Raw genomic sequence first — 25,532 nt, forward strand, 5'->3', positions numbered from 1 at the left:
AAACGGATTATGGGAGCCACGGCTCAAGACGTCCGCCTGTGTGAAGACGCAGGAATCCCAGCACGGTTGTCCATCCGCCGCCTGGATCGTTCATTTTCGGGATCACATCGCCATGCAGTTCAGCAAATCGAACAAGCTCGCCAACGTCTGCTACGACATTCGCGGCCCGGTGCTCAAGCACGCCAAACGACTGGAAGAGGAAGGCCAGCGCATCCTCAAGCTGAACATCGGCAACCCGGCGCCGTTTGGTTTCGAAGCCCCGGACGAAATCCTTCAGGATGTGATCCGCAACCTGCCGACCGCGCAAGGCTACAGTGACTCCAAAGGTCTGTTCAGCGCGCGTAAAGCGGTGATGCAGTACTACCAGCAGAAGAATGTCGAAGGTGTCGGCATCGAAGACATCTATCTGGGCAACGGCGTTTCCGAACTGATCGTGATGTCGCTCCAGGCGCTGCTCAACAACGGCGACGAAGTGCTGGTGCCGGCTCCGGACTATCCGCTGTGGACTGCCGCCGTCAGCCTCGCTGGCGGTAACGCCGTGCATTACCTGTGCGACGAAGGCGCCGACTGGTTCCCGGATCTGGCCGACATCAAGGCCAAGATCACCCCGAACACCAAAGCCATGGTGATCATCAACCCGAACAACCCGACCGGCGCGGTGTATTCGAAGGAAGTGCTGCTGGGCATGCTGGAAATCGCGCGTGCGCACAACCTGGTGGTGTTCTCCGACGAGATCTACGACAAGATTCTGTATGACGATGCCGTGCACATCTGCACCGCCTCCTTGGCGCCGGACCTGCTCTGCCTGACGTTCAACGGTCTGTCGAAGTCCTACCGCGTAGCGGGTTTCCGCTCCGGCTGGATCGCCATCTCCGGGCCGAAACACAACGCGCAGAGCTACATCGAAGGCATCGACATGCTGGCCAACATGCGCCTGTGCGCCAACGTGCCGAGCCAGCATGCGATCCAGACCGCGCTCGGCGGCTACCAGAGCATCAATGATCTGGTGCTGCCGCAGGGTCGCCTGCTCGAACAGCGCAACCGCACCTGGGAGCTGCTCAACGACATTCCGGGTGTGAGCTGCGTCAAGCCGATGGGTGCGCTGTATGCGTTCCCGAAGATCGACCCGAAGGTCTGCCCGATCCACAACGACGAAAAATTCGTCCTCGACCTGTTGCTGTCCGAGAAGCTGCTGGTGGTGCAGGGCACGGCGTTCAACTGGCCGTGGCCGGATCACTTCCGCGTGGTCACCCTGCCCCGCGTCGACGATCTGGAAATGGCCATCGGCCGCATCGGCAACTTCCTCAAGTCGTACCGCCAGTAACTGGCCAGCAGTGCGCAACGGCCAAACGTTGCGCACTGTCTGATTCAGCAACACTTCTGCATTCCGCGTCTGCGCACGCCTTCTACACTTGCGATTCGTATCAGTCACCTGCGCCTGAGGTAATGGCGACGGGTCGCGGCTGGCTGTCATCCCTATCGGTATCTGTCGTGGGAAATGTGCCGAGCACCGAAGAATTCGCTGTAGGACACAGTTTGAAATAGTCACTCAGTTGAATAGCCCGGTGCAGCACCTTATATACCCCGCAGTACGCTACATCTTTAGCTTGAGGAGATTTCTACAACCATGATGCGCATCCTGCTGTTTTTGGCCACTAACCTGGCGGTCGTGCTGATAGCCAGCATCACCCTGAGCCTGTTCGGCTTCAACGGGTTCATGGCGGCCAACGGGGTTGATCTCGACCTTAGTCAGCTGCTGGTTTTCTGTGCGGTCTTTGGTTTCGCCGGCTCCCTGTTCTCGCTGTTCATCTCCAAGTGGATGGCGAAGATGAGCACCGGCACCCAGATCATCAGCCAGCCACGTACCCGGCATGAGCAATGGCTGCTGCAAACCGTCGAGCAACTGTCCCGCGAAGCCGGGATCAAGATGCCCGAAGTCGGTATTTTCCCGGCCTACGAAGCAAACGCCTTCGCCACTGGCTGGAACAAGAACGACGCGCTGGTCGCGGTCAGCCAGGGCTTGCTCGAGCGTTTCTCGCCCGATGAAGTGAAAGCCGTACTGGCCCACGAAATCGGTCACGTGGCCAACGGTGACATGGTTACGCTGGCGCTGATCCAGGGCGTGGTGAACACCTTCGTGATGTTCTTTGCGCGGATCATTGGCAACTTCGTCGACAAGGTGATTTTCAAGAACGAAGAAGGCCAGGGCATCGCCTACTACGTGGCGACCATCTTCGCCGAACTGGTACTGGGCATTCTCGCCAGTGCGATCGTCATGTGGTTCTCGCGCAAGCGCGAATTCCGTGCCGACGAAGCCGGCGCACGTCTGGCGGGCACCAGCGCAATGATCGGCGCACTGCAACGCCTGCGCGCCGAACAGGGCCTGCCGGTACATATGCCGGACACCCTGAACGCCTTTGGCATCAACGGTGGCATCAAACAGGGCTTTGCCCGCATGTTCATGAGCCACCCGCCACTGGAAGAGCGTATCGACGCGCTGCGTCGTCGCGGTTGATCCGACTGGCGTAACAATGAAAAAAGGTCCGCAGTGATGCGGACCTTTTTTTGTTCCTGCCAATAATGGATTGTTGCTGATCGCCTCTTCGCGAGCAGGCTCGCTCCCACACGGGCCCTGCAAACACCCATCCAATGTGGGAGCGAGCCTGCTCGCGAAGAGGCCGGCACTGTCAGCAAACATCTATCGAGAAGAAACCCGGTAAACCCGCTCCTCAAGCCTCGTCACGCCTGCCTGCAGGAACTTCCCGCTCTCCCCCAGCACATCCTGCTCTTCCAGCACCTGCACCTGCCAGACATCCCCCAGCAACCGCTGCACTTCATCATCCCCCACCGCAAACGGCGGCCCCGGCATCTGCGCCTGGTCGTAATCCAGCGTAATCAACAACCCTTGTACACCCAGCGGCAGAATCCGCTGAAGATGCGCCGCATAGCGCTCACGCATCGGCGCTGGCAAGGCAATCAGCGCTGCACGGTCGTAGATCGCCGTGCAATCGGCTACATCGCTCGCCGTCAGCGCGAAGAAGTCACCGCACCACAACTCGATGGTGTCACTGCGATAGACCTTGAACGCGCCCTTCCGGCTGATCTGCGGCTGTATCTGATGCTCATTGAAAAAGTCCTCGATAGCCTTTTCCGACAGTTCGACCCCAAGCACCTGATGACCGCGCCCGGCCAGCCACGCCAGATCCAGACTTTTCCCACACAAAGGCACGAGCACTCGCCCCGCTGCCGGTACCGCCCAGTGCCGCTGCAAATATGGGTTCACCTCGGGCAGATGAAAACCGATCTGCCCCGAATCCCACTTCTTGTGCCAAAACTCAGGCTGCATGTATCACTCCGAATAATTCGATCAAAAAGCGTTAAAACTTATATTAGATTTAGATCAATGATCTGACTGAAGATGAGCTCATCTTAACGCTCAGGAACCCATCATGTTTCCCAGCCTGTTTATTTCCCATGGCTCACCCATGCTGGCGCTGGAGCCCGGTGCCAGTGGCCCGGCGCTGGCGCGTCTGGCAGCCGAATTACCGAAACCCAAAGCCATCGTGATCGTCTCTGCCCATTGGGAGAGCCACGAACTGCTGGTCAGCAGCCATGCGCAACCGCAAACCTGGCATGACTTCGGCGGCTTCCCCCGCGCATTGTTTGAAGTGCAGTACCCAGCGCCGGGGAATCCGCAGTTGGCCGCTGAGGTGGCCGATCTGTTGACTGCCAACAATCTGCCAGCACGTCTCGATCCGCAACGTCCGTTCGATCACGGCGTCTGGGTGCCGCTGTCGCTGATGTACCCGCAAGCGGATATCCCGGTGGTGCAGGTCTCCCTGCCGAGTCGCGCTGGCCCGGCGCTGCAAACCCGGGTCGGCCGCGCGCTGGCGAGCCTGCGTGATCAGGGCATTTTGCTGATCGGCTCCGGCAGCATCACGCACAACCTGCGCGAACTGGACTGGCACGCCGGCCCGGAAAGTGTCGAGCCGTGGGCGCGGGATTTCCGTGACTGGGTGATCGAGAAGTTGGCGGCCGACGATGAGGCGGCGCTGCATGATTATCGCCAGCAGGCGCCAAATGCAGTGCGTAGCCATCCAAGTGATGAGCATTTGTTGCCGCTGTATTTTGCCCGGGGCGCGGGCGGTGAGTTCAGCGTGGCGCACAAGGGTTTCACGATGGGTGCGCTGGGCATGGATATTTATCGTTTCGGTTGACGCCTTCGCGAGCAGGCTCGCTCCCACCAAGGCAAAAAACAGGCAAAAAAAATCCCCGAACCAGTCGGGGATTTTTTATGTTCGATCAATCAGCCCAAGGGCGGATCAATCTTCGCGATAGCGACGCAGTTTCAGCTGCTTACCGGCAACGCGAGTGTCCTTCAGTTTGGTCAGGAGTTTGTCCAGACCATCTTCCGGCAGCTCGACGAGGCTGAAGCTGTCACGCACCTGGATGCGACCGATCGCTTCACGGGCCAGACCGCCTTCGTTGAGGATGGCGCCCAGCAGGTTCTTCGCAGCGATACCATCACGCGCACCCAGCGCGGTACGGCAACGAGCACGGCCTTCGCCCAAAGGCATTGGCGCGCGACGCTCGCGGTCACCACGATCAGGACGATCACCGGTGCGCTCAGGACGGTCGCCACGCGGTGCGTTGTTCGGCACCAGTGGACGTTCCTTCTCGATCGCAGCCAGGTTCAGCGCTTGACCGTTGGTGGCTTTGCGCAGCAGCGCAGCAGCCAGAGCACGCGGGGTGCAGCCGATGTCTGCAGTCAGACGATCGAGCAGCTCACCGTGAGTCGATTCGGCGTCAGCGACCAGCGGCGACAGGCTGTTGGTCAGTTTCTTGATGCGCGCATCGAGAACGGCTTGAGCGTCCGGCAGGCGTACTTCGGCAACTTTCTGACCGGTTACGCGCTCGATCACTTGCAGCATGCGGCGCTCACGTGGAGTCACCAGCAGCAGTGCACGACCTTCGCGACCGGCACGGCCAGTACGGCCGATACGGTGAACGTAGGATTCCGGATCGTACGGCATGTCGACGTTGAACACGTGAGTGATGCGCGGAACGTCCAGACCACGAGCAGCAACGTCGGTCGCGACAACGATGTCCAGACGGCCATCTTTCAGCGAGTCGATGACGCGCTCACGCTGGTTCTGGGCGATGTCACCGTTCAGCGCCGCGGCTTTGTAGCCTTTGGCGTCGAGGGCGCTGGCCAGATCCAGGGTCGCTTGCTTGGTGCGCACGAACATGATCAGAGCGTCGAAATCTTCCACTTCCAGCAAGCTGAGAACGGCCGAAGTCTTCTGGTCAGCGTGAACCAACAGGTGAGCCTGTTCGATCGCGGTAACGGTCTGAGTCTTGGTCTGGATCTTCACGTGTTGCGGATCGCGCAGATGGCGTTCAGCAATGGCGCGGATCGACTGCGGCAGGGTAGCCGAGAACAAAACGGTCTGACGGGTCGATGGCAGAGCCTTGAAGATGACTTCCAGGTCGTCCATGAAGCCCAGTTTCAACATTTCGTCAGCTTCGTCGAGAACCAGGTGGTTCACGGTCGACAGAACTTTTTCATCACGACGCAGGTGGTCGCACAGACGGCCCGGAGTGGCGACAACGATCTGTGCACCATTACGGATTGCTTTCAGTTGTGGGCCCATCGGCGCGCCGCCGTAAACGGCCACAACAGTAACGCCCGGCATTTGCTTGGCGTAGGTTTCGAAAGCGGTTGCTACTTGCAGCGCCAACTCACGAGTTGGCGCCAGGATCAGGGCTTGCGGTTCGCGCTTGGCAGGATCGATGCGGTGCAGGATAGGCAGTGCGAACGCGGCGGTTTTACCGGTACCGGTTTGCGCCTGGCCAATCATGTCCTGGCCGGCCATGATGATCGGGATCGATTGCTGCTGAATCGCCGAAGGCTCTTCGTAGCCGGTCGCTGCGACGGCTGCAAGAATATTCGGGTTAAGATTAAAAGCGGCGAATCCGCCGGTTTCCTGGGTCATGGGTCTGCCTCTAAGTGCATCCGCAAAGACCCATGCTCCAAAGCTGCGCATGCCGTGTTGAGACTCAAGAGTCGCCCTGGCAGCTTTGTCGGCGGGGATTTGCGAAAACGAATGAATGAAAAAAAGAATCGTCCGGGAAGAGCCCGCAATGCGGACGTGCAGCCGAAGCTGACTTCGGGAAATTGCGCTACCTAAACGCGGCCCGGTTAAAGGCCGGCGCGCACTATACCGGATTTTGCCCAAAAAGGGAGCTTTTTTTATCGTCCGAATGCGTGTGTCACCGCTGTGTAACGGGGTTTTGCGGATAATCGCGCCAAGGTCTATTTTTCATAGGCCCGGCCCTGCGGGCGATGACGCTTAAACGATTCATCGATGTGCGGCATACCGTCGCTGCACCCGCCCTCCCCGCTCGAGGATTTCGCCATGAATCAGCCCTGTGCCGGCCGCGTCAGCCGTGAACGCCGTGGTCACGTCCACCTGATTGGCCTCGATCGAGCGGCCAAACGCAACGCCTTCGACCTCGACCTGCTGAACGAGCTGAGCCTGGCCTACGGCGAGTTCGAAGCCGACAGCGAAGCGCGGGTGGCGGTGGTGTTTGGCCATGGCGAGCACTTTACCGCCGGTCTGGATCTGGTCAATGCCAGCTCCACCCTCGCCCAAGGCTGGCAGGTTCCGACCGGCGGTTGCGACCCGTGGGGGGTTTTCGTCGGACCACGGGTGAGCAAACCGGTGATTGTCGCCGCGCAAGGTTACTGCCTGACCATCGGTATCGAGTTGATGCTGGCGGCAGATATCAATCTCTGTGCGAGCAATACCCGCTTCGCGCAGATGGAAGTACAGCGTGGGATCTTTCCTTTTGGTGGCGCGACTTTGCGATTTCAGCAGATTGCCGGCTGGGGTAATGCGATGCGCTGGTTGCTGACCGGCGATGAGTTCGATGCGCACGAGGCGTTGCACCTGGGGTTGGTGCAGGAAGTCATGGCCAGCGAAGACCTGCTGCCGCGAGCGATTGAATTGGCCGAACGGATTGCCCGGCAGGCGCCGTTGGGGGTGCAGGCGACGTTGATGTCGGCGCGGCAGGCTCGGTATGAAGGTGAAACGGCGGCGGCGCAGGGTTTGCCGGCGCTGGTGAAGAAGTTGCTGGCCAGTGAAGATGCCAAGGAGGGGGTGAGGTCGCTGGTGGAGCGGCGGCCTGGAGTCTTCAAGGGGATCTGAAAAATTTGGCGCCTGCCATGACGCCATCGCGAGCAGGCTCACTCCTACAAGGGAACGCATTTCAATGTAGGAGTGAGCCTGCTCGCGATAGGGCCAGCAAGGCCAGATGCCTCAGGTGGCCGGGCGAATACTGTTGATCAACGACTGCAACGAATACCCCAACTTCGGCGCCAACGATTCGGCCTGGGCGGTCAGTGCCTGCATGTCCAGCGCCTGATCGAGATCCGCCGGCACAATCAGAATGACATTGCCCTCCTTCACCGGCAGCTCCCAGTAGTGCCGGTGATAGAGCCCGCGCAACAACGCCGCGCCCAACGGCTTGCCGTCATCGGTGGCCCACTGATTGATCACCAGCCAGCCGCCCGGATTCAGCCGTTTCTGGCAGTCACCGAGAAAACTCCAGGCCAGATGGCCGACACCCGGCCCGACATCGGTGTACAGGTCGACAAAAATCAGGTCCGCCGGCTCGGCAGTCGGCAGCAGTTCGAGGGCGTCGCCGACGCGAATGTACAGGCGTGGATCATCATCCAGCCCAAGGTATTCGATAGCCAGACGCGGTACATCCGGGCGCAATTCAATCGCTTCGACATCTTCCAGCGGCAGAAACTTGAGGCAGGCCTGCGTCAGCGTACCGGCACCGAGCCCCAGAAACAGCGCACTCTCCGGCTGCTCATGGCACAACGCACCGATCAGCATCGCGCGGGTGTAGTCGTATTCCAGCCAGCTCGGATCAGCGGTGAACACGCAGCTCTGCTCGATCGCATCGCCGAACTCGAGAAAGCGGTAATCGGCCACTTCCAGCACGCGTATCACGCCGAACTCATCCTGTACTTCGGCGAGCAGATGCTCGACGCGCTCCTCAGTCATTTCGTCTCCTGATGGTCACCGGGCGCGGTGACGCGATGGCACCGCTGTGGCGCCGTGGCAAAGCGGCGATTGTCGGTGATGGGGCGGGAGCAGGTCACGCACTAATTGCTGCTAACATGGCCTTCCGTGCGTAGAACCAATTAGAGACCGTGATGAGCCAACCGTGGAGCCCTGACAGCTGGCGCGCCCTGCCGATCCAGCAACAACCCCAATATCCTGACGCTGCGCATCTGCGCCAGGTCGAGCAGACGCTGGCCAGCTATCCGCCGCTGGTGTTTGCCGGCGAAGCGCGCGAACTGCGCCGACAGTTTGCTGAAGTCACTCAGGGCCGGGCCTTTCTGTTGCAGGGTGGCGATTGCGCCGAAAGCTTTGCCGAGTTCTCCGCGGCGAAGATTCGCGACACCTTTAAAGTGTTGCTGCAAATGGCGATCGTCATGACCTTTGCCGCCGGTTGCCCGGTGGTCAAGGTCGGGCGCATGGCCGGTCAGTTCGCCAAGCCGCGCTCGGCTAATGACGAGACCATCAACGGCGTGACCCTGCCGGCTTATCGCGGCGACATCGTCAACGGCATCGGTTTCGACGAGAAAAGCCGCGTACCGGATCCGGAGCGTCTGCTGCAGTCCTATCACCAGTCCACCGCGACGCTGAACCTTTTGCGCGCGTTTGCTCAGGGCGGCTTTGCCGACCTGCACCAGGTGCACAAGTGGAACCTCGACTTCATCGCCAACTCCGCGCTGGCGGAGAAGTACAGCCACCTCGCCGACCGCATCGATGAAACCCTGGCGTTCATGCGCGCCTGCGGCATGGACAGCTCGCCGCAACTGCGCGAAACCAGTTTCTTCACCGCCCACGAAGCGTTGCTGCTGAATTACGAAGAAGCCTTCGTGCGCCGCGACAGCCTGACCAACGATTACTACGATTGCTCGGCACACATGCTGTGGATCGGCGACCGTACCCGTCAGCTCGACGGCGCGCATGTTGAGTTCCTGCGTGGGGTGAACAACCCGATTGGCGTGAAAGTCGGCCCGAGCATGAACCCGGAGGATCTGATCCGTTTGATCGACGTGCTCAACCCGGACAACGATCCCGGCCGTCTGAACCTGATTGCGCGGATGGGCGCAAACAAGGTCGGCGATCACCTGCCGGCGCTGATCCGCGGGGTGCAGCGTGAAGGCAAGCAAGTGCTGTGGAGCTCAGACCCGATGCACGGCAACACCATCAAGGCCAGCAGCGGCTACAAGACCCGCGACTTCGCGCAGATCCTCGGTGAGGTTAAACAGTTCTTCCAGGTGCACGAAGCCGAAGGCAGTTATGCCGGCGGGATTCACATCGAGATGACCGGGCAGAATGTCACCGAGTGCATTGGTGGCGCGCGGCCGATTACTGAAGATGGCTTGTCGGATCGCTATCACACCCATTGTGATCCGCGGATGAATGCCGATCAGTCGCTTGAGTTGGCATTCCTCATCGCTGAAACCCTCAAACAAGTTCGCCGTTAGACCGCGTCGCCTCTTTCGCGAGCAGGCTCGCTCCCACACTGGATTGGTGTCGTACACACAACCCATGTGGGAGCGAGCTTGCTCGCGAAGAGGCCGGCTCAGACACCACCAAGCTCCGCCAATGCCACCCGCAACCGCGCCGCACTCTCGCGCTGACAATTCAATTGCACCCGCGCAAGCCCCAGCCAATCCGCCATCTGCCGCAAGTTCAGCGCCAGCGCCAACATCCCTTCCTCATCCAGTCCCTTTTCCTCTTCGTGCACCGCATGCACCGCCAACTGCCCCGCCGCCCGTTCGGCACGCAGATCAACCCGCGCTGCAATCCGCTCGTTGTGCAAGAACGGCAGCACGTAATAGCCGAAAACCCGCTTGTCCTGCGGCGTATAAATTTCCAGCCGATAGCGAAAATCAAATAACCGCTCCGTCCGGCTGCGCTCCCAGATCAACGAATCAAACGGCGACAACAACGCACTGGCCACCACCTTGCGCGGGACTTTCGGCTCCGGCAGGCAATAAGCGATCTGGCGCCAACCAGCGACTTCGCACATCTGCAATTGCCCCGCCTCGACCAGCTCAGCCAGTCGCGGCCGTGCATCCGCCGGATTCAGACGGAAGTAATCTCGCAGGTCTTTTTCTGTACCGACGCCCAACGCCTGTAACGCATGCAGCAACAGCCCGCGCTGCGCTTCGGCTTCATCAAGCAACGCTTGTTGCAGAATCGATGAAGGAATTACCCGCTCCGGCAAATCATACAAGCGCTCAAATCCACGCCGCCCCGCTACCGTCACTTCGCCCGCCGCAAACAACCATTCCAGTGCATGCTTTTCCGCGCTCCAGTCCCACCATGGCCCGGCCTTGTCTTCGCGAGTCGACAAGCTGCCGGCGCCCAACGCGCCCTGCTCTTCGACCGAGTTCAACACCCGGCGAACCACGTCCTGCTGCTCGCGACCGAACTTCGCCAGTTGCTGATAGATATCCTCGCCGCGCCTGGCTCGCTGCATCCGCCACGCCATCAGCGGATACATCGACAGCGGCAGCAACGACGCTTCATGGCCCCAATATTCGAACAATGTGCGCCGACGCCCCGAACTCCAGGCAGCCTGGTCGAGCAAATCAGAAGAATAGGAACCCAGACGGGAAAACAGCGGCAGGTAGTGCGAGCGCACCACGGCGTTGACGGAATCGATTTGCAGCAATCCCAGTCGTTCGATCAGCCGGTTGAGGTGTGGCGCCTTGACAGTCGGCGGCTGGCGCCCGTTGAAGCCTTGGGCTGCCAGCGCCAGTCGTCGCGCCTGTTTGAGGGAAAAGGATACTGTTGCGGGCATGAGCATCTCCTTGTCTGCTCGCAACCTACCTCACTGGAAGTTGGTTTGTGTAGCGCTCTGCTCATCATTTATGCAGGGGGTCATTTATGCATCGGGTCATCCCAGAACGGCCGCACGGCTTCGTGTTCAACGTCGGCACGACTGACGCCGATGTCCTTCAACGCTTCGTCGCTCAGACTGGCGAGCAATTCGCGTTCACGGTGCAGTTCGTACCAGCGGCTAAACTTGTGCAGCAGGTCGGAAACGATATGGCCGTGGCCGGAAAATTTTGATTCGTCTACATACTCTCTTTGACCTTTCATCGTGTTGCCTCCTTTGTGGATGGCTCAAGTCTCGCGCCGGCGCTAAGATCAATCCAACGAATGTTTCTGATGGCATGCATCACGGAGATTCATCAATTGTCGGCCTACCCCAGTATCGATACCGATGTACTGCGCACCTTCGTCGCCATCGCTGATCAGGGCGGTTTTACCCGTGCCGGCGAAATGGTCAACCGCACGCAATCGGCGGTGAGCATGCAGATGAAGCGTCTGGAAGAAGACGTATTGCAGCGGCAGTTGTTCGAGCGCGACGGACGCCAGGTGCGCCTGACCGCCGAGGGCCAGGTGCTGCTCGGTTATGCGCGGCGCATCCTCAAGTTGCACAGCGAAGTGTTCAACACCTTGCGCGAGCCGCACATGGTCGGCACGGTGCGCATCGGTACGCCGGACGATTATGTGATGCGGTTCCTGCCGGGGATTCTCTCGCGGTTCGCGCAGTTCTATCCGCTGATCCAGATCGAAGTGCATTGCGAGTCGACCAAACAACTGCTGCAGCGTACCGATCTGGATCTGTCGATCGTCACCCGCGAGCCGGGCAACGAGATCGGCCAACTGCTGCGCAAGGAGCGTTTTGTCTGGGCCGAGGCGCAGAATTTCAGTGCCCACGAACAAACCCCGCTGCCGCTGGCGATGTTCAACAGTGATTGTTTCTGCCGCTTGTGGGCGTGCAATGCGCTGGATGCGATGGGCCGCGAATACCGCATCGCCTACAACAGCACCAGCCTCTCGGCGTTGATGGCCGTGGTCAGCGCGGGTCTGGCGATCACCGCGCAACTGGAAAGCCTGATCACCCCGGACATGCGCATTCTCGGTGCCGCCGAAGATCTGCCATTGCTGCCCGAAGCCAGCATCATGCTGATCCGCAACCTGAACAATCCGTCACCGATCACCGAGTGCCTGGCCGAGCACATCGTCGAAGGCTTCAAACTTTAAACGCGAGCATCACCGCACACAGCACCAGGAAACCGCAGAACAGCCCGCGCAGGAGTTTTTCCGGCATGGCGTGGGCGACTTTCACTCCCCAACTGATGCTGGCCAGACCACCGATGGCCAGCGGCAGGCCGATCATCCAGTCCACTTCGTGGTGTACCGCGTAGGTGACCAGAGTCACTCCGGTGCTTGGCAAGGCCAGCGCCAGCGACAAGCCTTGAGCAACCACTTGCGTGGTGCCGAACAGGCTGGTCAGCACCGGCGTTGCCACCACCGCTCCGCCCACTCCGAACAATCCGCCCATGGTCCCGGACGCCGCGCCAAGCACGCCAAGCCACGGCCAGGAATAGCGCATTTCGGATGTCGCAGCGGGTTGCTTGCCGAACATCTTCAACAGGTTGTAGATCGAAAGGACCACCAGGAACGCGACGAAGCCGATGCGCATGGTTTGCGCATCAATGCCCACCGCCCAGATCGAACCGATCCAGGCAAAGCAGAAACCCATTACCGCCAAAGGCAGCGCATGCCGCAGTTCGATGCGATTGCGCTGGTGATAACGCCACAGCGCCAGCATCACGTTCGGCACCACCATGACCAGCGCCGTGCCTTGGGCGATCTGTTGATCAAGGCCAAACCACACGCCGAGCAACGGAATGGCAATCAAACCGCCACCGATGCCGAAGATACCGCCAAGTGTGCCAAGGGCGGCGCCGAACAACAGGTACAACAAAAACTCCATCACAGCCGAATTCCTCTCACGTCAGGCGATTCATCCTACGCAGTCGCGGCTGGCGGGGAAACGCACAGCAACGCACAATGGCTATGCTGATTTCGCACAGGCGTTGCCAACCATGAACCCCAATCAATTGACCGATCAGCTCGGGCTGTTTCTCGATGTGCTGGAGAGCGGCAGTTTTTCCGCCGCCTCGCGCCGTCATCCGCTGACACCCTCGGCCGTCGCCCGACGAATCGACAGCCTGGAAAGCGCGGTCGGCAGCCAGCTGTTTGTCCGCAGCACTCACGCAGTGCGCGCAACGCCGGCGGGTCTGGCGTTTGCCGAACGCGCGCGACGGATTGTTGCCGAGTTGCAACTGGCCCGCGCAGAAGCGGTGTCCTTGAGCAGTGCGCCCGAGGGCTTGATCCGCATCGATGCCCCCGCCGCTTTCGGGCGACGGCACCTGGCACCGGTGATCGCTGACTTTCTCGTTCTGTATCCGGGGCTGGATGTGCAGTTGCATCTGATCGACAGTTTCGTCGACATGGGCGGCTCGAACCTGGGCAAAGTCGATCTGGTGCTGCGCGCCGGACAAATGGCTGATACCCGCTTGGTGGCCACACCCTTGGCGAGCATGGTGCGTATTGCCTGCGCCAGTCCTGATTACCTCAAACGCCGTGGTGTGCCCGGCAGTCCGGCGCAACTGAGCGAGCATGACGGCCTCGACTGGGACGGCCTCGCTCCGCCCTTCGCCTGGCGCTTCGAGCAGGACGGCCAGATGCAATTGCACCGCCCGGCGCGCATCCGCATGAGCGCCAACAATGCTGAAGCCTTGGTCTGCGGCGCCTTGGCTGGCTTGGGCATCGCGCATTTGCCGACGTGGCTGGCCAGCGAATACCTGCTGCGCGGCGAACTGCTGCCGTTGTTTTGCGAAAACGGCCTGCCAAGCCCGGAATCCACCGGTATTTACGCGCTGCGTATGGAGCAACAAACCAACTCGCGCAGCCGCTTGTTGCTCGAATATCTCAAAACCCGCTTCAGTCCGGTGCCGCCATGGGATCTGGCGTTACAGCGAGATCTGGGCCGGCACTAGCGCCGGAAAATTATCTGGCGCATTAAAGATTCGAGCGCTAGATTCATGACCATTACCGAACAAGGCTTTTGAAATGACTTCCGAACGCGACACCTGCGACGACCTGCTGCTGGACAACCAGGCCTGCTTCGCTCTGCATTCCACTTCGCTGATGATGACCAAGGTCTACAAGCCGCTGCTGCAAGCCTTGAACCTGACCTATCCGCAGTACCTGGCGATGATGGTGTTGTGGGAGAAGGATGGTTTGACCGTCGGAGAAATCAGCTCGCGGTTGCTGACCGATCCCGGATCGCTGACTCCGCTGCTCAAACGCCTGGAAGGCGAAGGCTTGCTCAGCCGTACGCGCAGTCGTGAGGATGAGCGGGTGGTGATGGTTGAACTGACCGAACAAGGCCGTGCGCTGCGCGACAAGGCACAGACCATTCCGCAATGCATTCTCGGCGCCAGCGGCTTCTCTCTGGAACGCCTGCAGAAGCTGCAATCAGAGTTGCAGGCGCTACGCGGTCACTTGCAGGAAAGCCTGATCTGACCTCCACACAGTCCCTATGGGAGCGAGCCTGCTCGCGAATGCGTAGTGTCAGTCGATATGAATGGTGACTGATACACCGCATTCGCGAGCAGGCTCGCTCCCACATTGATTTCATCGACAGCAAAATATTTTCACCACCTGATCTACCGCGCAATCCGCTCTAACTCAAGCCTTACAGCCACCCTCTCATACCCGCCCCTTCGTGGAAGTGCAGCTTTTTCAAAAATTTATCTTGCGCGCTAAATATTCGCGCGATACATTTACCTCGCACTTACTTAGCGCGCAAACAATTAGCGCACATAACCACACCCAATGAGGCTCACACCATGCAAACTCTCTACACCGCAATCGCAACCTCCACTGGCGGCCGTGATGGTCGTGCGATCTCCAGCGACAACATCCTCGACGTCAAACTCGCCACCCCGAAAGAACTCGGCGGTGCCGGCGGCGCGGCGACCAACCCTGAGCAACTGTTCGCGGCCGGCTACTCGGCCTGCTTCATCGGCGCACTGAAATTCGTCGCCAGCCAGACCAAACGCAAAATCCCTGACGATGCCTCGATCACCGCCCACGTCGGTATCGGCCAGATCCCCGGTGGCTTCGGTCTGGACATCGACCTGCACATCAGCCTGCCTGGCCTGGAACAAGCCGACGCACAAGCGCTGGTCGACGCTGCTCACCAGGTCTGCCCGTACTCCAACGCCACCCGCGGCAACGTCGATGTGCGTCTGCACGTCACCGTTTAACTGCTGATACCCCAGGCCCGAACAGGAAATGAACATGCACACTTTCAGCAAAGTCTTGACCGGTACCCTTCTCGCCCTGTCTATCCACAGCGCTTTCGCCGGTGATGTCGAACACAACACTCAGGCATTTCTCGATGTGCTGAATGCCGGCACCGGCAAACCGATGGAACAGCTGACACCCAAAGATGCCCGCGCCGTGCTGGTCGGCGCGCAGTCCGGGGTCAAGTTGACGCTGCCCAAAGCGGACGTCAGCGAGAAAACCATCCAGGTCGATGGCCAACCGTTGAGCCTGACCATCGTCCGGCCGGCCGGGGTCAAGGGCGAGCTGCCAGTGTTCATGTTCTTCCACGGTGGTGGCTGGGTGCTGGGCGATTTCCCGACGCACGAGCGGCTGGTGCGGGATCTGGTGGTCGGTTCGGGAGCGGCGGCGGTGTTCGTCAATTACACGCCTTCACCGGAAGCGCATTACCCGGTGGCGATCAACCAGGCCTACGCGGCAACGAAGTGGGTCGCCGAGCACGGCAAAGAAATCAATGTCGATGGGAAACGTCTGGCCGTCGCTGGCAACAGCGTCGGCGGCAACATGGCGGCCGTGGTTGCACTGATGGCCAAAGACAAAGGCACGCCGGCGATCAAGTTCCAGGTGCTGCTGTGGCCTGTGACGGACGCCAATTTCGACACCGGTTCCTACAATCAGTACGCCGAAGGGCACTTCCTCACGCGCAACATGATGAAGTGGTTCTGGGACAACTACACCACCGACGCCAAGCAGCGAAACGAGATTTACGCGTCGCCGCTGCGCGCCACCACTGCACAACTGAAGGGCCTGCCGCCAGCACTGGTGCAGACCGCCGGCGCCGATGTGTTGCGTGATGAAGGTGAAGCGTATGCGCGCAAACTCGATGAGGCCGGTGTGGCGGTGACGTCGGTGCGTTACAACGGCATGATCCACGATTACGGTTTGCTTAACGTGGTCAGTCAGGTGCCGGCAGTGCGTTCGGCGATGTTGCAGGCTTCACAAGAGCTGAAGGAACACCTCAAATAAACCCCATCCCAGTGTGGGAGCGAGCTTGCTCGCGAAGGCGTCCTGTCAGACAACGCTTCATTGAATGACACACCGCTTTCGCGAGCAAGCTCGCTCCCACAGGGTTCAGAGTGGTTCTAACAGGCACAAAAAAGCCCGACTCAATGGTCGGGCTTTTTCTTTCCGCAAAAACCGATGCTTATTTAGCACGGCCTTTGTAGGAACCGCCTTCGCGGGTGTCGATTTCGATCTTGTCACCGATTTCGATGAAGTCGGCAACCTGCAGCTCGGTACCGTTAGCCAGCTTGGCTGGCTTCATGACTTTGCCGGAAGTGTCGCCACGAGCCGAACCTTCGGTGTAGTCAACTACGCGCACGATGGTGGTCGGCAGCTCTACGGAAACCAGACGCTCTTCGAAGAAGATCGCTTCGCAAACATCGGTCATGCCTTCTTCAACGAAAGGCAGAACAGCTTCGATGTCTTCAGCGTTCAGCTCGTACATGGTGTAGTCAGTGGTGTCCATGAACGTGTAGGTGTCGCCGCTGATGAAGGACAGGGTCGCTTCTTTGCGGTCGAGGATTACGTCGTCCAGTTTGTCGTCAGCGCTGTAAACGATCTCGGTCTTGTAACCGGTCAGCAGGTTTTTCAGCTTGGTCTTCATGATCGCGCTGTTACGGCCCGACTTGGTGAATTCAGCTTTCTGAACCAGCCAAGGATCGTTCTCGAGACGGATCACGGTACCGGGTTTCAGTTCTTTACCAGTTTTCATTGCGAATATCCGAATTTGGATGGGATTTACAAAAATCTAGGCCGCGTATCATATCCAATTTAGGTAAAACTGTACCAGCGCTGCGGCAAGATCGGCCTGCAAGCCTTGTTCCAGACACCACGCTTCGGCATTTTCCTGCAGTTCTGGCCAATGATTACGGACTGCGAGCCAGTGTTCGCCGATGGGCTGACCGGCACTCCAGGCTCGCCACAGACCGTTCATCGCCTCGGCAGCGGCCGGTGACAGGCCTTTAGTGTAGAGCGCAAGGAAGGCGTCGAGCTTGTCCAGATGGATGTCTTCGTCCTGCTGATAGATGTGCCACAGCATCGGCCGCGCCGCCCACTGCGCGCGGACGAACGAGTCTTCACCGCGCACGGCATTGAAATCGCAGCACCAGAGCAAATGGTCATACTGATCCTGACGGACGAACGGCAATACCTGCACGGTCAGCGACTGACGCACATTAATCTCGCCCACCGCCAGGGTTTCCACTCCAAGCCAACGCGCTACGTCGCCAAGAATCCGCCCTTCCGGCACCAGAAGATGGGTCGGTGCAGCATCGGCCGCCAGCACATCAAGCCAACTCGCCAGCCCGGCATTCTCATAGGCAAACAGCGAAATCAGCTGCGCATCCAGTGCGCGATCGACCCCCAGACCTTGCAGAAACTGGCGCTGAGCCTCGGTATCCTGCTGAAACAGTCGACGCTGCTCGAGCAATCCTCGTTCACGAATCAGCCCGCCGGTGCCCGCCTGAAAGCCCGGAAAAAAGAAGAATTTCTGCACGGTTCTGTATTTGACCGACGGCAACCCGTGGCAACCGATCACCCAGTCTTCGGCGCTGAGATAGTCGAGGTTCATCCACAGCGGCGGCTGTTCGCGCACGGCCATCGCCTCCATATAGTCAGTAGGCAACTGACAGGCAAACGCGGCAATCACCACATCGGCGGCGTCGGTGTGCGACCACTCAGCCGGCCAGTGGCGCACTTCGACACCCTGCCGGGATTGCTGTGCCGCGTTGATATCGATCTCAGGGCAAATGCGCTCGAAGGCGCGCAGATCATCGACCCACAGGCGCACCGCCAGACCGTGCTCGGCCGCCAGTTGCCGGGCCAGACGCCAGGTCACACCGATATCACCAAAGTTGTCGACGACGGTGCAGAAAATATCCCAGCGGGTTTTCAATTGCGGCATTCAAGACTCCCGTTGGCAAAAGCGTCGATTGTCCGCATAAATGACCTCGCGCAGAAGAGCCGACGGCGATTAATCTTCGTGCGACAATCGCCACTTGCCCGCAATCATCCGCCAGGAGGCAGCCATGCCCTATCGCCCCAACCCACGCCGGCCCTTGCCTGTACAGCTTAGCGCGCTGCATCTGACCGGCAGCATTGCCCTGGGCATGTGGCTGGGTTTTCTCGCTATTGCGCTGACGTGCTGGCTGCTGTCGCATTTTCTGTTCAAGGAACAGTTGGCACCGGTTGCCCAGGCGGTGCAACAACTGGCCAATCCGCCGGCGGCTGTTCAGGTCCAGCCGGATATTCCGCCGCAAAGCCCATTGTTCCAGCAGTACGAAGAAAACCTGCGCAAGAACGAGCAGCAGGCACGGCTGGATCAGGCGCGCGGCAGCACGCGTAATCTGTCGAATCCAAAATGCCAGTTCTGGCTGCAGCAGGATCAAACCGCTCCGAGCGAAAAGAGCCGCGCCAACGTTTTGCAATTCTGCGATTGATCATGAACAAGCACATCGTCCACCAATTGATTCTCGACAAACTGCGCATCGATCTCGACATCGCCGAACGCGCCGCGCAAACCGCTTACGAAACGGCGACCCACGAAGAAAACATCGCCGAAAACAAATACGACACGCTGGGGCTTGAGGCGTCGTATCTGGCGGCGGGTCAGGCGAAAAGAGTCGAAGAAATCCGTCAGTCACTGGCGCTGTGCCAGAACCTGACCTTGCGGGCCTATGACGAAAATCGTGGTATCGAAGTCGGCGCCCTGCTCGGCCTGGAGGACGAAAAGGGTCGCGAGCAATGGCTGTTTCTGGCGCCGGATGCGGCAGGCCTGAAAGTCGATGTGGTCGGTCAGCCGATTACCGTCATCACACCGCGCTCGCCGCTGGGCAAAGGTCTGCTGGGCAAGTGCGAAGGTGATGAGGTGGAGATTCTGGTGGCAGGCACCCGGCAACAGTTCGCTGTCACCGAGGTGCTCTGAAACAACTGATCAGTGAACCGGCAGTTCGACGCCGTCGAACAGTTCTTCCAGTTCCTGCTTGTTGTGGCATTGAATGGCTTTGGCCATCACTTCGCGGGTCAGGTGCGGGGCGAACTTCTCGATGAAGTCGCACATGAAACCACGCAGGAAAGTACCGCGACGGAAACCGATCTTGGTAATGCTCGATTCGAACAGTTCGCTGGCATCCAGCACCACCAGGTCGTTGTCGAGTTTGGTGTCGACCGCCATTTTAGCGACGATGCCCACGCCCAGACCCAGACGCACGTAGGTTTTGATCACGTCGGCGTCGGCGGCGGTGAACACCACTTTCGGCGTCAGGCCGCGATGGCTGAAAGCTTCGTCGAGTTTCGAACGGCCTGTGAAACCGAACACGTAAGTCACGATCGGGTATTCGGCCAGAGCTTCAAGAGTCAGCTTCGGCAGCTTGGTCAGCGGGTGGCCCTGCGGCACGACTACGCAACGATTCCAGCGGTAGCACGGCATCATCACCAGATCGCCAAACAGCTCCAGCGCTTCGGTAGCGATGGCGAAATCGACGGTGCCGTCAGCGGCCATTTCGGCGATCTGCATCGGCGAACCCTGGTGCATGTGCAGCGCTACGTCCGGGTATTGCTTGATGAAATTGCTGATCACCGGCGGCAGCGCATAACGTGCCTGAGTGTGGGTGGTGGCGATCGACAGGGTGCCTTTTTTCTCGTTGGAGAATTCCTGGGCAATCTGCTTGATGCTTTCGACCTTGCGCAGAATCTCACCGGCGGTGGTGATGATGCGCTCGCCGGCCGGGGTCACGCGGGTCAGATGCTTGCCGCTGCGGGCAAACACTTCGACGCCAAGTTCATCTTCCAGCAGACGGATTTGTTTACTGATGCCCGGTTGCGAGGTGTAAAGGCTTTGGGCTGTAGCGGAAACGTTGAGGTCGTGGTGCGCCACTTCCCAGATGTAGCGCAATTGTTGAAGCTTCATATGAATCCCTCAAAGCAGGTAGACGCCACGGGCATCAGCGACGGTATATAACTATATTAATGGTTTGAATAATAAATCTAGAACTTTTTTATCAAAGCGCCATTATTCCTGCTTCAGCGATCCCCCCGCCGCCGGCGCTCCACCAACGGCACGAGATAAACCGGCACCTTGGCCAATTGCAGAACTCGCGCCGCCGTGCGCCCTAACGGCGTTTCCGCGCCCACCCCGTGGCTGTGACTGCCGACGATCAGCAAGTCGACCGAGAGTTTCTGCACCTGGTCGAGAATCACCTGCGACGGATCACCCTGCAGCACGCGCACGGCGCGAATGCGCTGCAGATCCTGCTCGCCTTCATCCCCCAGTTCTTCGCGAAAGCTTTCCAGCACCCGCTGCTCGATATTGGCAATGACAGTTTTCAGACCCTGGCTGTGAAATTCGTTCAATGCCTGTTCGTCGAGGTAACTCTGCAACACCGATTCGGCAAACAGCCCCATCGGCTCCACCGCGTGCACCACGTACAAATCGGCATTGAATGTTCGCGCCAACGCCAGGGCATGCTGCATCACTAACGGTGCGTACAGACCGAGGTCAGTGGCATACAGCATCGAACGAATCATATGACCTCCTCGCAAGCCAACATGGCGGAGATTTGATTCAGCTTAGCAGTGCCTTGGCGAGTACGACGTGCGGCGCAACGTCTTGAACCACAGGGCTTTAGACCGACGGTTCGTTGCTGATGCCATGCGGCACGTGGCCGGTGGCAACCACTTCGCGGGCGAGTTCGCAATGGCCGGCCTGATCGTCGAAAAACACGTCGGCAGCGAAGGCTTCAAGGAACGCCGATTTGGTCAGGCCGCCGAGGAACAGGGATTCGTCAAGGCGAATATCCCACTCACGCAAAGTGCGGATCACCCGCTCATGGGCCGGCGCCGAACGCGCGGTGACCAGCGCTGTGCGGATCGGGCAATCGTCATCGGGAAACTCGCGCTGCAACAGATTGAGCGCTGCCAGAAAGCCTTTGAACGGCCCACCGCGCAATGGCTCGCGGGCCGACTCACGCTCCTTGGCCTGGAACGCTTCCAGCCCGCCGGACTGATAAACGCGCTCCGACTCATCGGAAAAAATCACCGCGTCACCGTCGAAGGCGATGCGCAATTCGTCGCTGGCCGCGCGACTGGCGCCACCGGACAGAATCGTTGCTGCGGCGAAACCGGCGTCCAGTGCCGCGCGCACGTCTTCGGCATGCGTCGACAGAAACAGGTCGCAACCAAAGGCTTTCAGGTACGGATACGGACTGCGCCCGCCGACAAACGCTGCGCGGGAAATCGCCAGACCGTAATGGTGAATCGAGTTGAACACACGCAAACCGGTGTCGGCGCTGTTGCGCGAGACCAGAATCACCTCGACCCGCGCCCGCCCGAGGCGACTGTTGAGTGCCAGGAGTTTTTCCACCAACGGGAAGGCATCGCCGGGCGCAAGAATTTCGTCTTCGTGTTCGATCTGGTATTGCCGGTAGGCTTCTACGCCGCTCGACAGGTAGACCTTGTGGCTCTCGCTCAGGTCGAACAGGGCGCGCGACGAAATCGCCAGCACCAGTTTGTCATCGATGTTTTTGGCCATGCTTTCCCCCAAAGCAACCGGCTTAAACGTTGCGCCGGTCGATAAAACTCAAATTGCGATACAACGCTTCGATGCGCGGCAACTCACAACCTGCTGCGTTTGCTGCCGCCAATGGCCGAGCGTAGATCGCTTCCAGCTCCAGCGGTCGTTTATGTAAAAAATCGTGGTGCATGCTCGGCCAGTAGTCGGGCATTTTCTCGGTCATCATGAACAGATAGTCGGCGTAACCTGGCGGAATATCGTGACCGCAGGCCTTGGCCCCCTGCACCACTTCGTTCATCAGCGCCTTGATCAGCAGGCGGCTGTCGGCATCGGCCATCAGCGGTGTGGTACTCGCACCGAGCAACACCGAGAGCCCGTTATAGGGAATATTCCACACCAGTTTCTGCCAGCGCGCCTGCTGCAGATTGGGCATCGCCTGTGAATCGATTGCGGCGGCGCGGAACAGACCGGAGCCCTCTTCGACAATCGCCATGCGTGTAACTTCATCAATGGCCGGGCCGCTGTGATAGCCAACGTTGACGGCGCCCAAGGCCTGATGGGTGATTTGTCCAGGACCTTCGCGGTGTACGCAAATCAGGCACAAACCGCCCAGCAGGTGCAGGGAATCGGGGAGCAGTTCACGCAAACCGTCTTCGACGTCGAGACCGTTTTGCAGCACCAGTACTTTCGCATCCGGTTTGGCCGCTTGAATGATGGAAGGCGCGAGACCGGCGTTGCTGGTGGTTTTCGCCCCTACCAACAGCCAGTCGCACTTGGGCATGTCTTCAGCAGCCGAATAGGCTTGCACCGGATTCAACGTCAGCGGGCCATGCACCGCGCTGTTCACCTGCAAACCACGCTCGGCCACCGCCGAAAATTCGCTGCGCAACAGAAAGTGCACATCGAAACCGGCACGCGCCAGCATCACACCGTAGAACCCACCAATTGCGCCGGTACCGATAATCCCTACGACCGGTTTATCAAAGCCCGGTTTATTCACTGCCGCCATCATGGCAACTCCTCTGCAATTCGACCCAGTGCCTGCGCCAGCGCCGCGTTCAGCGCATCAGCAGTCAGGCGCGTGTGCAATGCCCCAAAGAACTCACCGTCGCGCACCACAAACAGCGCCGGCAAATGAAAGACCTGATAACGCTCGACCAGCCCGCCGTTGTCGCCGGCATCGATCCAGCACAGCTGATCGATGGCCAGACCAAGTCCCGGCAACACCTCGCGGGCATAACGGCAACTGGCGCAACCGACGCTGGTGAAAATCACCAGCGAAACGCCGCTCATCGCCAATAGCCGTTGATCGGCGTCGAAATCGGTCAGTTCGGATTCGACCACTATACTGGGGGAAACAATGTCAAATGACCGACACAGGGAGTCTGTGCTCATGGGACGTTTCATTCCTCATCCGGACGAGGTGCCGGTTGAATTAACCTTGCTCAAGCCTGAGTGTATTTCCAGGCAACAGCTGCACACTATCAGCCTCGGCGGCATCGCTTGCAATTACCACCGTGCCTGGCGCCATGGCACCGCCCTGCAAGTACGCATGCCGACACTCAACGCCGACATCTGCTACCCGGGCTATGTCGCGTGGTGTCTGCGCCGCAAAAAAGGCTACCTGGTGGGCATCGCCTTCACGGATGAGCAGACGCTGTTCAGCGCGCGAATGGGTGAGCAGGTGTGTCAGATAGAGCGCTATTGCCGCATGCACGACACCCACGATGACCTGCAAGAAATTCAGGCGGTGGCCCTGCAATGGGTCGAGCAACACGCCGACGAGTTCTCCCACGACAGCGTGCGCAAGGCTTTTGCGCAGCCAGCGCTGGACTAAAGCACCTTTTGCCCATTGTCGAGCAGGCGCTTTACGCGCTAAGGTTCCGCTCCCCGACGCGCTTAAATCTGCTGTGCTCCGCCGCGCGGGGATCGCTGGCGGCCGGCACCCGTGACCTGACGAGTAAACGATGGCTGATTTACCGATCAACGACCTAAACGTCGCCTCTAACGAGACCCTGATCACTCCCGATCAGCTCAAGCGTGATATCCCTCTGAGCGATGCTGCCCTGCGCACCGTCACCAAGGGCCGCGAAGTCATTCGCAACATTCTTGATGGCACCGACCACCGTCTGTTCGTAGTGATCGGCCCGTGCTCGATCCACGACATCAAGGCTGCCCACGAATACGCCGATCGCCTCAAGGTGCTGGCTGCGGAGGTCTCCGACACTCTGTATCTGGTCATGCGCGTGTATTTCGAGAAGCCACGGACCACCGTTGGCTGGAAAGGCCTGATCAACGATCCGTATCTGGACGACTCGTTCAAGATCCAGGACGGTCTGCACATCGGTCGTCAGTTGCTGCTGGATCTGGCCGAAAAAGGCCTGCCAACCGCCACCGAAGCCCTCGACCCGATCTCCCCGCAGTATCTGCAGGACCTGATCAGCTGGTCGGCCATCGGCGCGCGTACCACCGAATCGCAGACTCACCGGGAAATGGCTTCCGGCCTGTCCTCGGCCGTAGGTTTCAAGAACGGCACCGACGGCGGTCTGACTGTGGCGATCAACGCCTTGCAGTCGGTGTCCAGCCCGCACCGTTTCCTCGGTATCAACCAGGAAGGTGGCGTGTCGATCGTCACCACCAAAGGCAACGCCTACGGTCACGTGGTGCTGCGCGGTGGTAACGGCAAGCCGAACTACGATTCGGTCAGCGTTGCCCTGTGCGAACAGGCGCTGAACAAGGCGAAGATCAAGCCGAACATCATGGTCGATTGCAGCCACGCCAACTCCAACAAGGACCCGGCCCTGCAACCGCTGGTAATGGAGAACGTTGCCAACCAGATCCTCGAAGGCAACCAGTCGATCATCGGCCTGATGGTCGAGAGCCATTTGAACTGGGGTTGCCAGGCGATTCCCAAAGACCTCGCCGACCTGCAATACGGCGTGTCGATCACCGATGCCTGCATCGACTGGTCTGCCACCGAGAACACCCTGCGCAGCATGCACGCCAAGCTCAAGGATGTTCTGCCGAAACGCGAGCGTAGCTAATCAGCGTTTTACAGGCATAAAAAACGCCGGGCATTGCCCGGCGTTTTTGTGTGTGCGGTTCAGATCTTGGCGGCGCGGCGCTGATGGCGTTCCATGTAGCGCTCGACGTAGGAGCACGACGGGATCACCGTGTAGCCCATTTCTTCGGCGTACTGCAGCGCGCTTTCGGTCAGCGCTGCGGCAATGCCACGACCACGCAGGGCGTTGGGCACGAACGTGCGATAGATATCCAGAGTCTGTTTCCCCAGATCCATATAGGTCAGGTAGGCACGATGACCGTCCACATTGGTCTCGAACTGATGACCAGCCTGGTCATGGTGGATGGACAACGCCTCGCTCATCACTACTCCTCGCGGGTCTTGAATTCTGACCCCTACCTTACCGATGTTTTTCCGGCGAAGAAACAACTACGCCACCCCGTGCCTGATGGACACCGAGAAGAGCCACACCGATCTCGCGCAACCTGGCACCTGATAAATAGTAGGCACCATTGGCAAAAATGCTCAAGGTACGCTCGTCATCAAGCGAGTTCGCGGGGGGGTAGCTCCGATGGACGCAGGGTGAGCTTGCGAGAGGTTCTTCGCGGTCCGCTCACCTGCACATTGCCGGATGTTGAGATTTAAGACGTGCGACCTTTTTTAAAGTCACCTCAACATGGACAAA

28 protein-coding genes are annotated in these 25,532 nt (G+C 59.4%); 14 read left to right on the plus strand and 14 right to left on the minus strand.

Features of this window, described 5'->3' with window-relative positions; translation table 11 throughout:
- Positions 1 to 112: 112 nt before the first annotated feature.
- Positions 113 to 1,324 (plus strand): pyridoxal phosphate-dependent aminotransferase, encoded by a 1,212-nt coding sequence (locus AB4N44_RS08470; protein ID WP_007908620.1) that lies wholly within the window; start codon positions 113 to 115, stop codon positions 1,322 to 1,324.
- Positions 1,325 to 1,627: 303 nt separating this feature from the next.
- A complete protein-coding gene (htpX, locus tag AB4N44_RS08475) occupies positions 1,628 to 2,515 on the plus strand; it encodes a protease HtpX (protein WP_007908619.1) in 888 nt (295 codons plus the stop codon).
- A 183-nt stretch (positions 2,516 to 2,698) separates the two neighbouring features.
- Here htpX and AB4N44_RS08480 read toward each other — a convergent pair whose 3' ends face one another.
- On the minus strand, positions 2,699 to 3,346 hold the full coding sequence (locus tag AB4N44_RS08480; RefSeq protein ID WP_460109308.1) for a thiopurine S-methyltransferase: 648 nt from the start codon (positions 3,344 to 3,346) through the stop codon (positions 2,699 to 2,701).
- A gap of 103 nt (positions 3,347 to 3,449) precedes the next feature.
- Here AB4N44_RS08480 and AB4N44_RS08485 point away from each other — a divergent pair, with 103 nt between their 5' ends.
- Positions 3,450 to 4,217: a DODA-type extradiol aromatic ring-opening family dioxygenase gene (locus tag AB4N44_RS08485; RefSeq protein ID WP_150750713.1), complete on the plus strand. Its 768-nt coding sequence runs from the start codon at positions 3,450 to 3,452 to the stop codon at positions 4,215 to 4,217.
- Positions 4,218 to 4,322: 105 nt separating this feature from the next.
- Here the strand turns inward: AB4N44_RS08485 and AB4N44_RS08490 are convergent, their stop codons facing one another.
- Positions 4,323 to 5,996 (minus strand): DEAD/DEAH box helicase, encoded by a 1,674-nt coding sequence (locus AB4N44_RS08490; protein WP_122597121.1) that lies wholly within the window; start codon positions 5,994 to 5,996, stop codon positions 4,323 to 4,325.
- 423 nt (positions 5,997 to 6,419) lie between these two features.
- On the opposite strand from AB4N44_RS08490, the gene AB4N44_RS08495 reads away from it, so the two are divergent.
- Positions 6,420 to 7,211: a crotonase/enoyl-CoA hydratase family protein gene (locus tag AB4N44_RS08495; protein ID WP_460158204.1), complete on the plus strand. Its 792-nt coding sequence runs from the start codon at positions 6,420 to 6,422 to the stop codon at positions 7,209 to 7,211.
- 111 nt (positions 7,212 to 7,322) lie between these two features.
- On the opposite strand, the gene AB4N44_RS08500 is transcribed toward AB4N44_RS08495, so the two are convergent.
- A complete protein-coding gene (locus tag AB4N44_RS08500; protein WP_460109307.1) occupies positions 7,323 to 8,078 on the minus strand; it encodes a spermidine synthase in 756 nt (251 codons plus the stop codon).
- Between the two features lie 152 nt (positions 8,079 to 8,230).
- Here AB4N44_RS08500 and AB4N44_RS08505 point away from each other — a divergent pair, with 152 nt between their 5' ends.
- A complete protein-coding gene (locus tag AB4N44_RS08505) occupies positions 8,231 to 9,577 on the plus strand; it encodes a class II 3-deoxy-7-phosphoheptulonate synthase (protein ID WP_460109306.1) in 1,347 nt (448 codons plus the stop codon).
- 98 nt (positions 9,578 to 9,675) lie between these two features.
- Here the strand turns inward: AB4N44_RS08505 and AB4N44_RS08510 are convergent, their stop codons facing one another.
- Both AB4N44_RS08510 and AB4N44_RS08515 read right to left on the minus strand, forming a co-directional pair.
- Positions 9,676 to 10,902, minus strand: a complete 1,227-nt coding sequence (locus tag AB4N44_RS08510; protein ID WP_460109303.1) for a winged helix-turn-helix domain-containing protein — start codon at positions 10,900 to 10,902, stop codon at positions 9,676 to 9,678.
- A gap of 80 nt (positions 10,903 to 10,982) precedes the next feature.
- Positions 10,983 to 11,204: a DUF1127 domain-containing protein gene (locus AB4N44_RS08515; protein ID WP_007908607.1), complete on the minus strand. Its 222-nt coding sequence runs from the start codon at positions 11,202 to 11,204 to the stop codon at positions 10,983 to 10,985.
- Positions 11,205 to 11,300: 96 nt separating this feature from the next.
- On the opposite strand from AB4N44_RS08515, the gene AB4N44_RS08520 reads away from it, so the two are divergent.
- A complete protein-coding gene (locus AB4N44_RS08520; RefSeq protein WP_007908606.1) occupies positions 11,301 to 12,155 on the plus strand; it encodes a LysR substrate-binding domain-containing protein in 855 nt (284 codons plus the stop codon).
- On the opposite strand, the gene AB4N44_RS08525 is transcribed toward AB4N44_RS08520, so the two are convergent.
- On the minus strand, positions 12,145 to 12,894 hold the full coding sequence (locus AB4N44_RS08525; RefSeq protein ID WP_205993879.1) for a sulfite exporter TauE/SafE family protein: 750 nt from the start codon (positions 12,892 to 12,894) through the stop codon (positions 12,145 to 12,147). The two genes, AB4N44_RS08520 and AB4N44_RS08525, sit on opposite strands and share 11 nt — an antisense overlap.
- 109 nt (positions 12,895 to 13,003) lie before the next feature.
- Between AB4N44_RS08525 and AB4N44_RS08530 the strand changes: the two genes are divergently transcribed.
- From AB4N44_RS08530 to AB4N44_RS08545, 4 genes are all read left to right on the plus strand, one after another.
- Entirely contained in the window at positions 13,004 to 13,960 is a 957-nt protein-coding gene (locus AB4N44_RS08530; protein WP_127929237.1) for a LysR family transcriptional regulator, read from the plus strand.
- A 73-nt stretch (positions 13,961 to 14,033) separates the two neighbouring features.
- Positions 14,034 to 14,489 carry a MarR family winged helix-turn-helix transcriptional regulator gene (locus AB4N44_RS08535; protein WP_127929238.1) on the plus strand — a complete coding sequence of 152 codons (456 nt, stop codon included), beginning with the start codon at positions 14,034 to 14,036 and terminating at the stop codon, positions 14,487 to 14,489.
- 326 nt (positions 14,490 to 14,815) lie between these two features.
- Positions 14,816 to 15,235, plus strand: a complete 420-nt coding sequence (locus AB4N44_RS08540) for an organic hydroperoxide resistance protein (protein WP_007908600.1) — start codon at positions 14,816 to 14,818, stop codon at positions 15,233 to 15,235.
- Between the two features lie 34 nt (positions 15,236 to 15,269).
- Positions 15,270 to 16,280: an alpha/beta hydrolase gene (locus tag AB4N44_RS08545; RefSeq protein WP_110720415.1), complete on the plus strand. Its 1,011-nt coding sequence runs from the start codon at positions 15,270 to 15,272 to the stop codon at positions 16,278 to 16,280.
- A gap of 178 nt (positions 16,281 to 16,458) precedes the next feature.
- On the opposite strand, the gene AB4N44_RS08550 is transcribed toward AB4N44_RS08545, so the two are convergent.
- Positions 16,459 to 17,028, minus strand: coding sequence for an elongation factor P (locus AB4N44_RS08550; RefSeq protein ID WP_007908599.1), 570 nt, complete (start codon positions 17,026 to 17,028; stop codon positions 16,459 to 16,461).
- Between the two features lie 48 nt (positions 17,029 to 17,076).
- Positions 17,077 to 18,219 carry an elongation factor P maturation arginine rhamnosyltransferase EarP gene (earP, locus tag AB4N44_RS08555; RefSeq protein WP_455807416.1) on the minus strand — a complete coding sequence of 381 codons (1,143 nt, stop codon included), beginning with the start codon at positions 18,217 to 18,219 and terminating at the stop codon, positions 17,077 to 17,079.
- Positions 18,220 to 18,343: 124 nt separating this feature from the next.
- Here earP and AB4N44_RS08560 point away from each other — a divergent pair, with 124 nt between their 5' ends.
- Entirely contained in the window at positions 18,344 to 18,754 is a 411-nt protein-coding gene (locus AB4N44_RS08560) for a hypothetical protein (RefSeq protein ID WP_016985498.1), read from the plus strand.
- Positions 18,755 to 18,756: 2 nt separating this feature from the next.
- Positions 18,757 to 19,239: a GreA/GreB family elongation factor gene (locus AB4N44_RS08565; protein ID WP_034155245.1), complete on the plus strand. Its 483-nt coding sequence runs from the start codon at positions 18,757 to 18,759 to the stop codon at positions 19,237 to 19,239.
- A gap of 9 nt (positions 19,240 to 19,248) precedes the next feature.
- Here the strand turns inward: AB4N44_RS08565 and cysB are convergent, their stop codons facing one another.
- From cysB to AB4N44_RS08590, 5 genes are all read right to left on the minus strand, one after another.
- Positions 19,249 to 20,223 carry an HTH-type transcriptional regulator CysB gene (gene cysB, locus AB4N44_RS08570; protein ID WP_007908591.1) on the minus strand — a complete coding sequence of 325 codons (975 nt, stop codon included), beginning with the start codon at positions 20,221 to 20,223 and terminating at the stop codon, positions 19,249 to 19,251.
- Between the two features lie 113 nt (positions 20,224 to 20,336).
- On the minus strand, positions 20,337 to 20,840 hold the full coding sequence (locus AB4N44_RS08575) for a universal stress protein (RefSeq protein WP_127929242.1): 504 nt from the start codon (positions 20,838 to 20,840) through the stop codon (positions 20,337 to 20,339).
- Positions 20,841 to 20,937: 97 nt separating this feature from the next.
- Complete coding sequence (locus AB4N44_RS08580) at positions 20,938 to 21,843, minus strand: 5'-nucleotidase (RefSeq protein WP_102900381.1); 906 nt, start codon at positions 21,841 to 21,843, stop codon at positions 20,938 to 20,940.
- 22 nt (positions 21,844 to 21,865) lie between these two features.
- The gene (locus AB4N44_RS08585; protein ID WP_460109291.1) at positions 21,866 to 22,837 is read right to left on the minus strand and encodes a putative 2-dehydropantoate 2-reductase; all 972 of its coding nucleotides are present in this window, start codon (positions 22,835 to 22,837) and stop codon (positions 21,866 to 21,868) included.
- Positions 22,834 to 23,220: a YbbN family protein gene (locus AB4N44_RS08590; protein WP_127929244.1), complete on the minus strand. Its 387-nt coding sequence runs from the start codon at positions 23,218 to 23,220 to the stop codon at positions 22,834 to 22,836. The genes AB4N44_RS08585 and AB4N44_RS08590 overlap by 4 nt, the downstream gene beginning before the upstream one ends.
- Between AB4N44_RS08590 and AB4N44_RS08595 the strand changes: the two genes are divergently transcribed.
- Together AB4N44_RS08595 and AB4N44_RS08600 are read left to right on the plus strand one after the other, a co-directional pair.
- Positions 23,219 to 23,662, plus strand: coding sequence for a PilZ domain-containing protein (locus AB4N44_RS08595; RefSeq protein WP_007908584.1), 444 nt, complete (start codon positions 23,219 to 23,221; stop codon positions 23,660 to 23,662). The two genes, AB4N44_RS08590 and AB4N44_RS08595, sit on opposite strands and share 2 nt — an antisense overlap.
- A 130-nt stretch (positions 23,663 to 23,792) precedes the next feature.
- Positions 23,793 to 24,869: a 3-deoxy-7-phosphoheptulonate synthase gene (locus tag AB4N44_RS08600; protein ID WP_127929246.1), complete on the plus strand. Its 1,077-nt coding sequence runs from the start codon at positions 23,793 to 23,795 to the stop codon at positions 24,867 to 24,869.
- A gap of 59 nt (positions 24,870 to 24,928) precedes the next feature.
- Here the strand turns inward: AB4N44_RS08600 and AB4N44_RS08605 are convergent, their stop codons facing one another.
- Positions 24,929 to 25,210, minus strand: a complete 282-nt coding sequence (locus AB4N44_RS08605) for a GNAT family N-acetyltransferase (RefSeq protein WP_003226804.1) — start codon at positions 25,208 to 25,210, stop codon at positions 24,929 to 24,931.
- Positions 25,211 to 25,532 lie beyond the last annotated feature (322 nt).

The sequence above is a fragment of the Pseudomonas sp. S3_C06 genome, assembly GCF_054667675.1.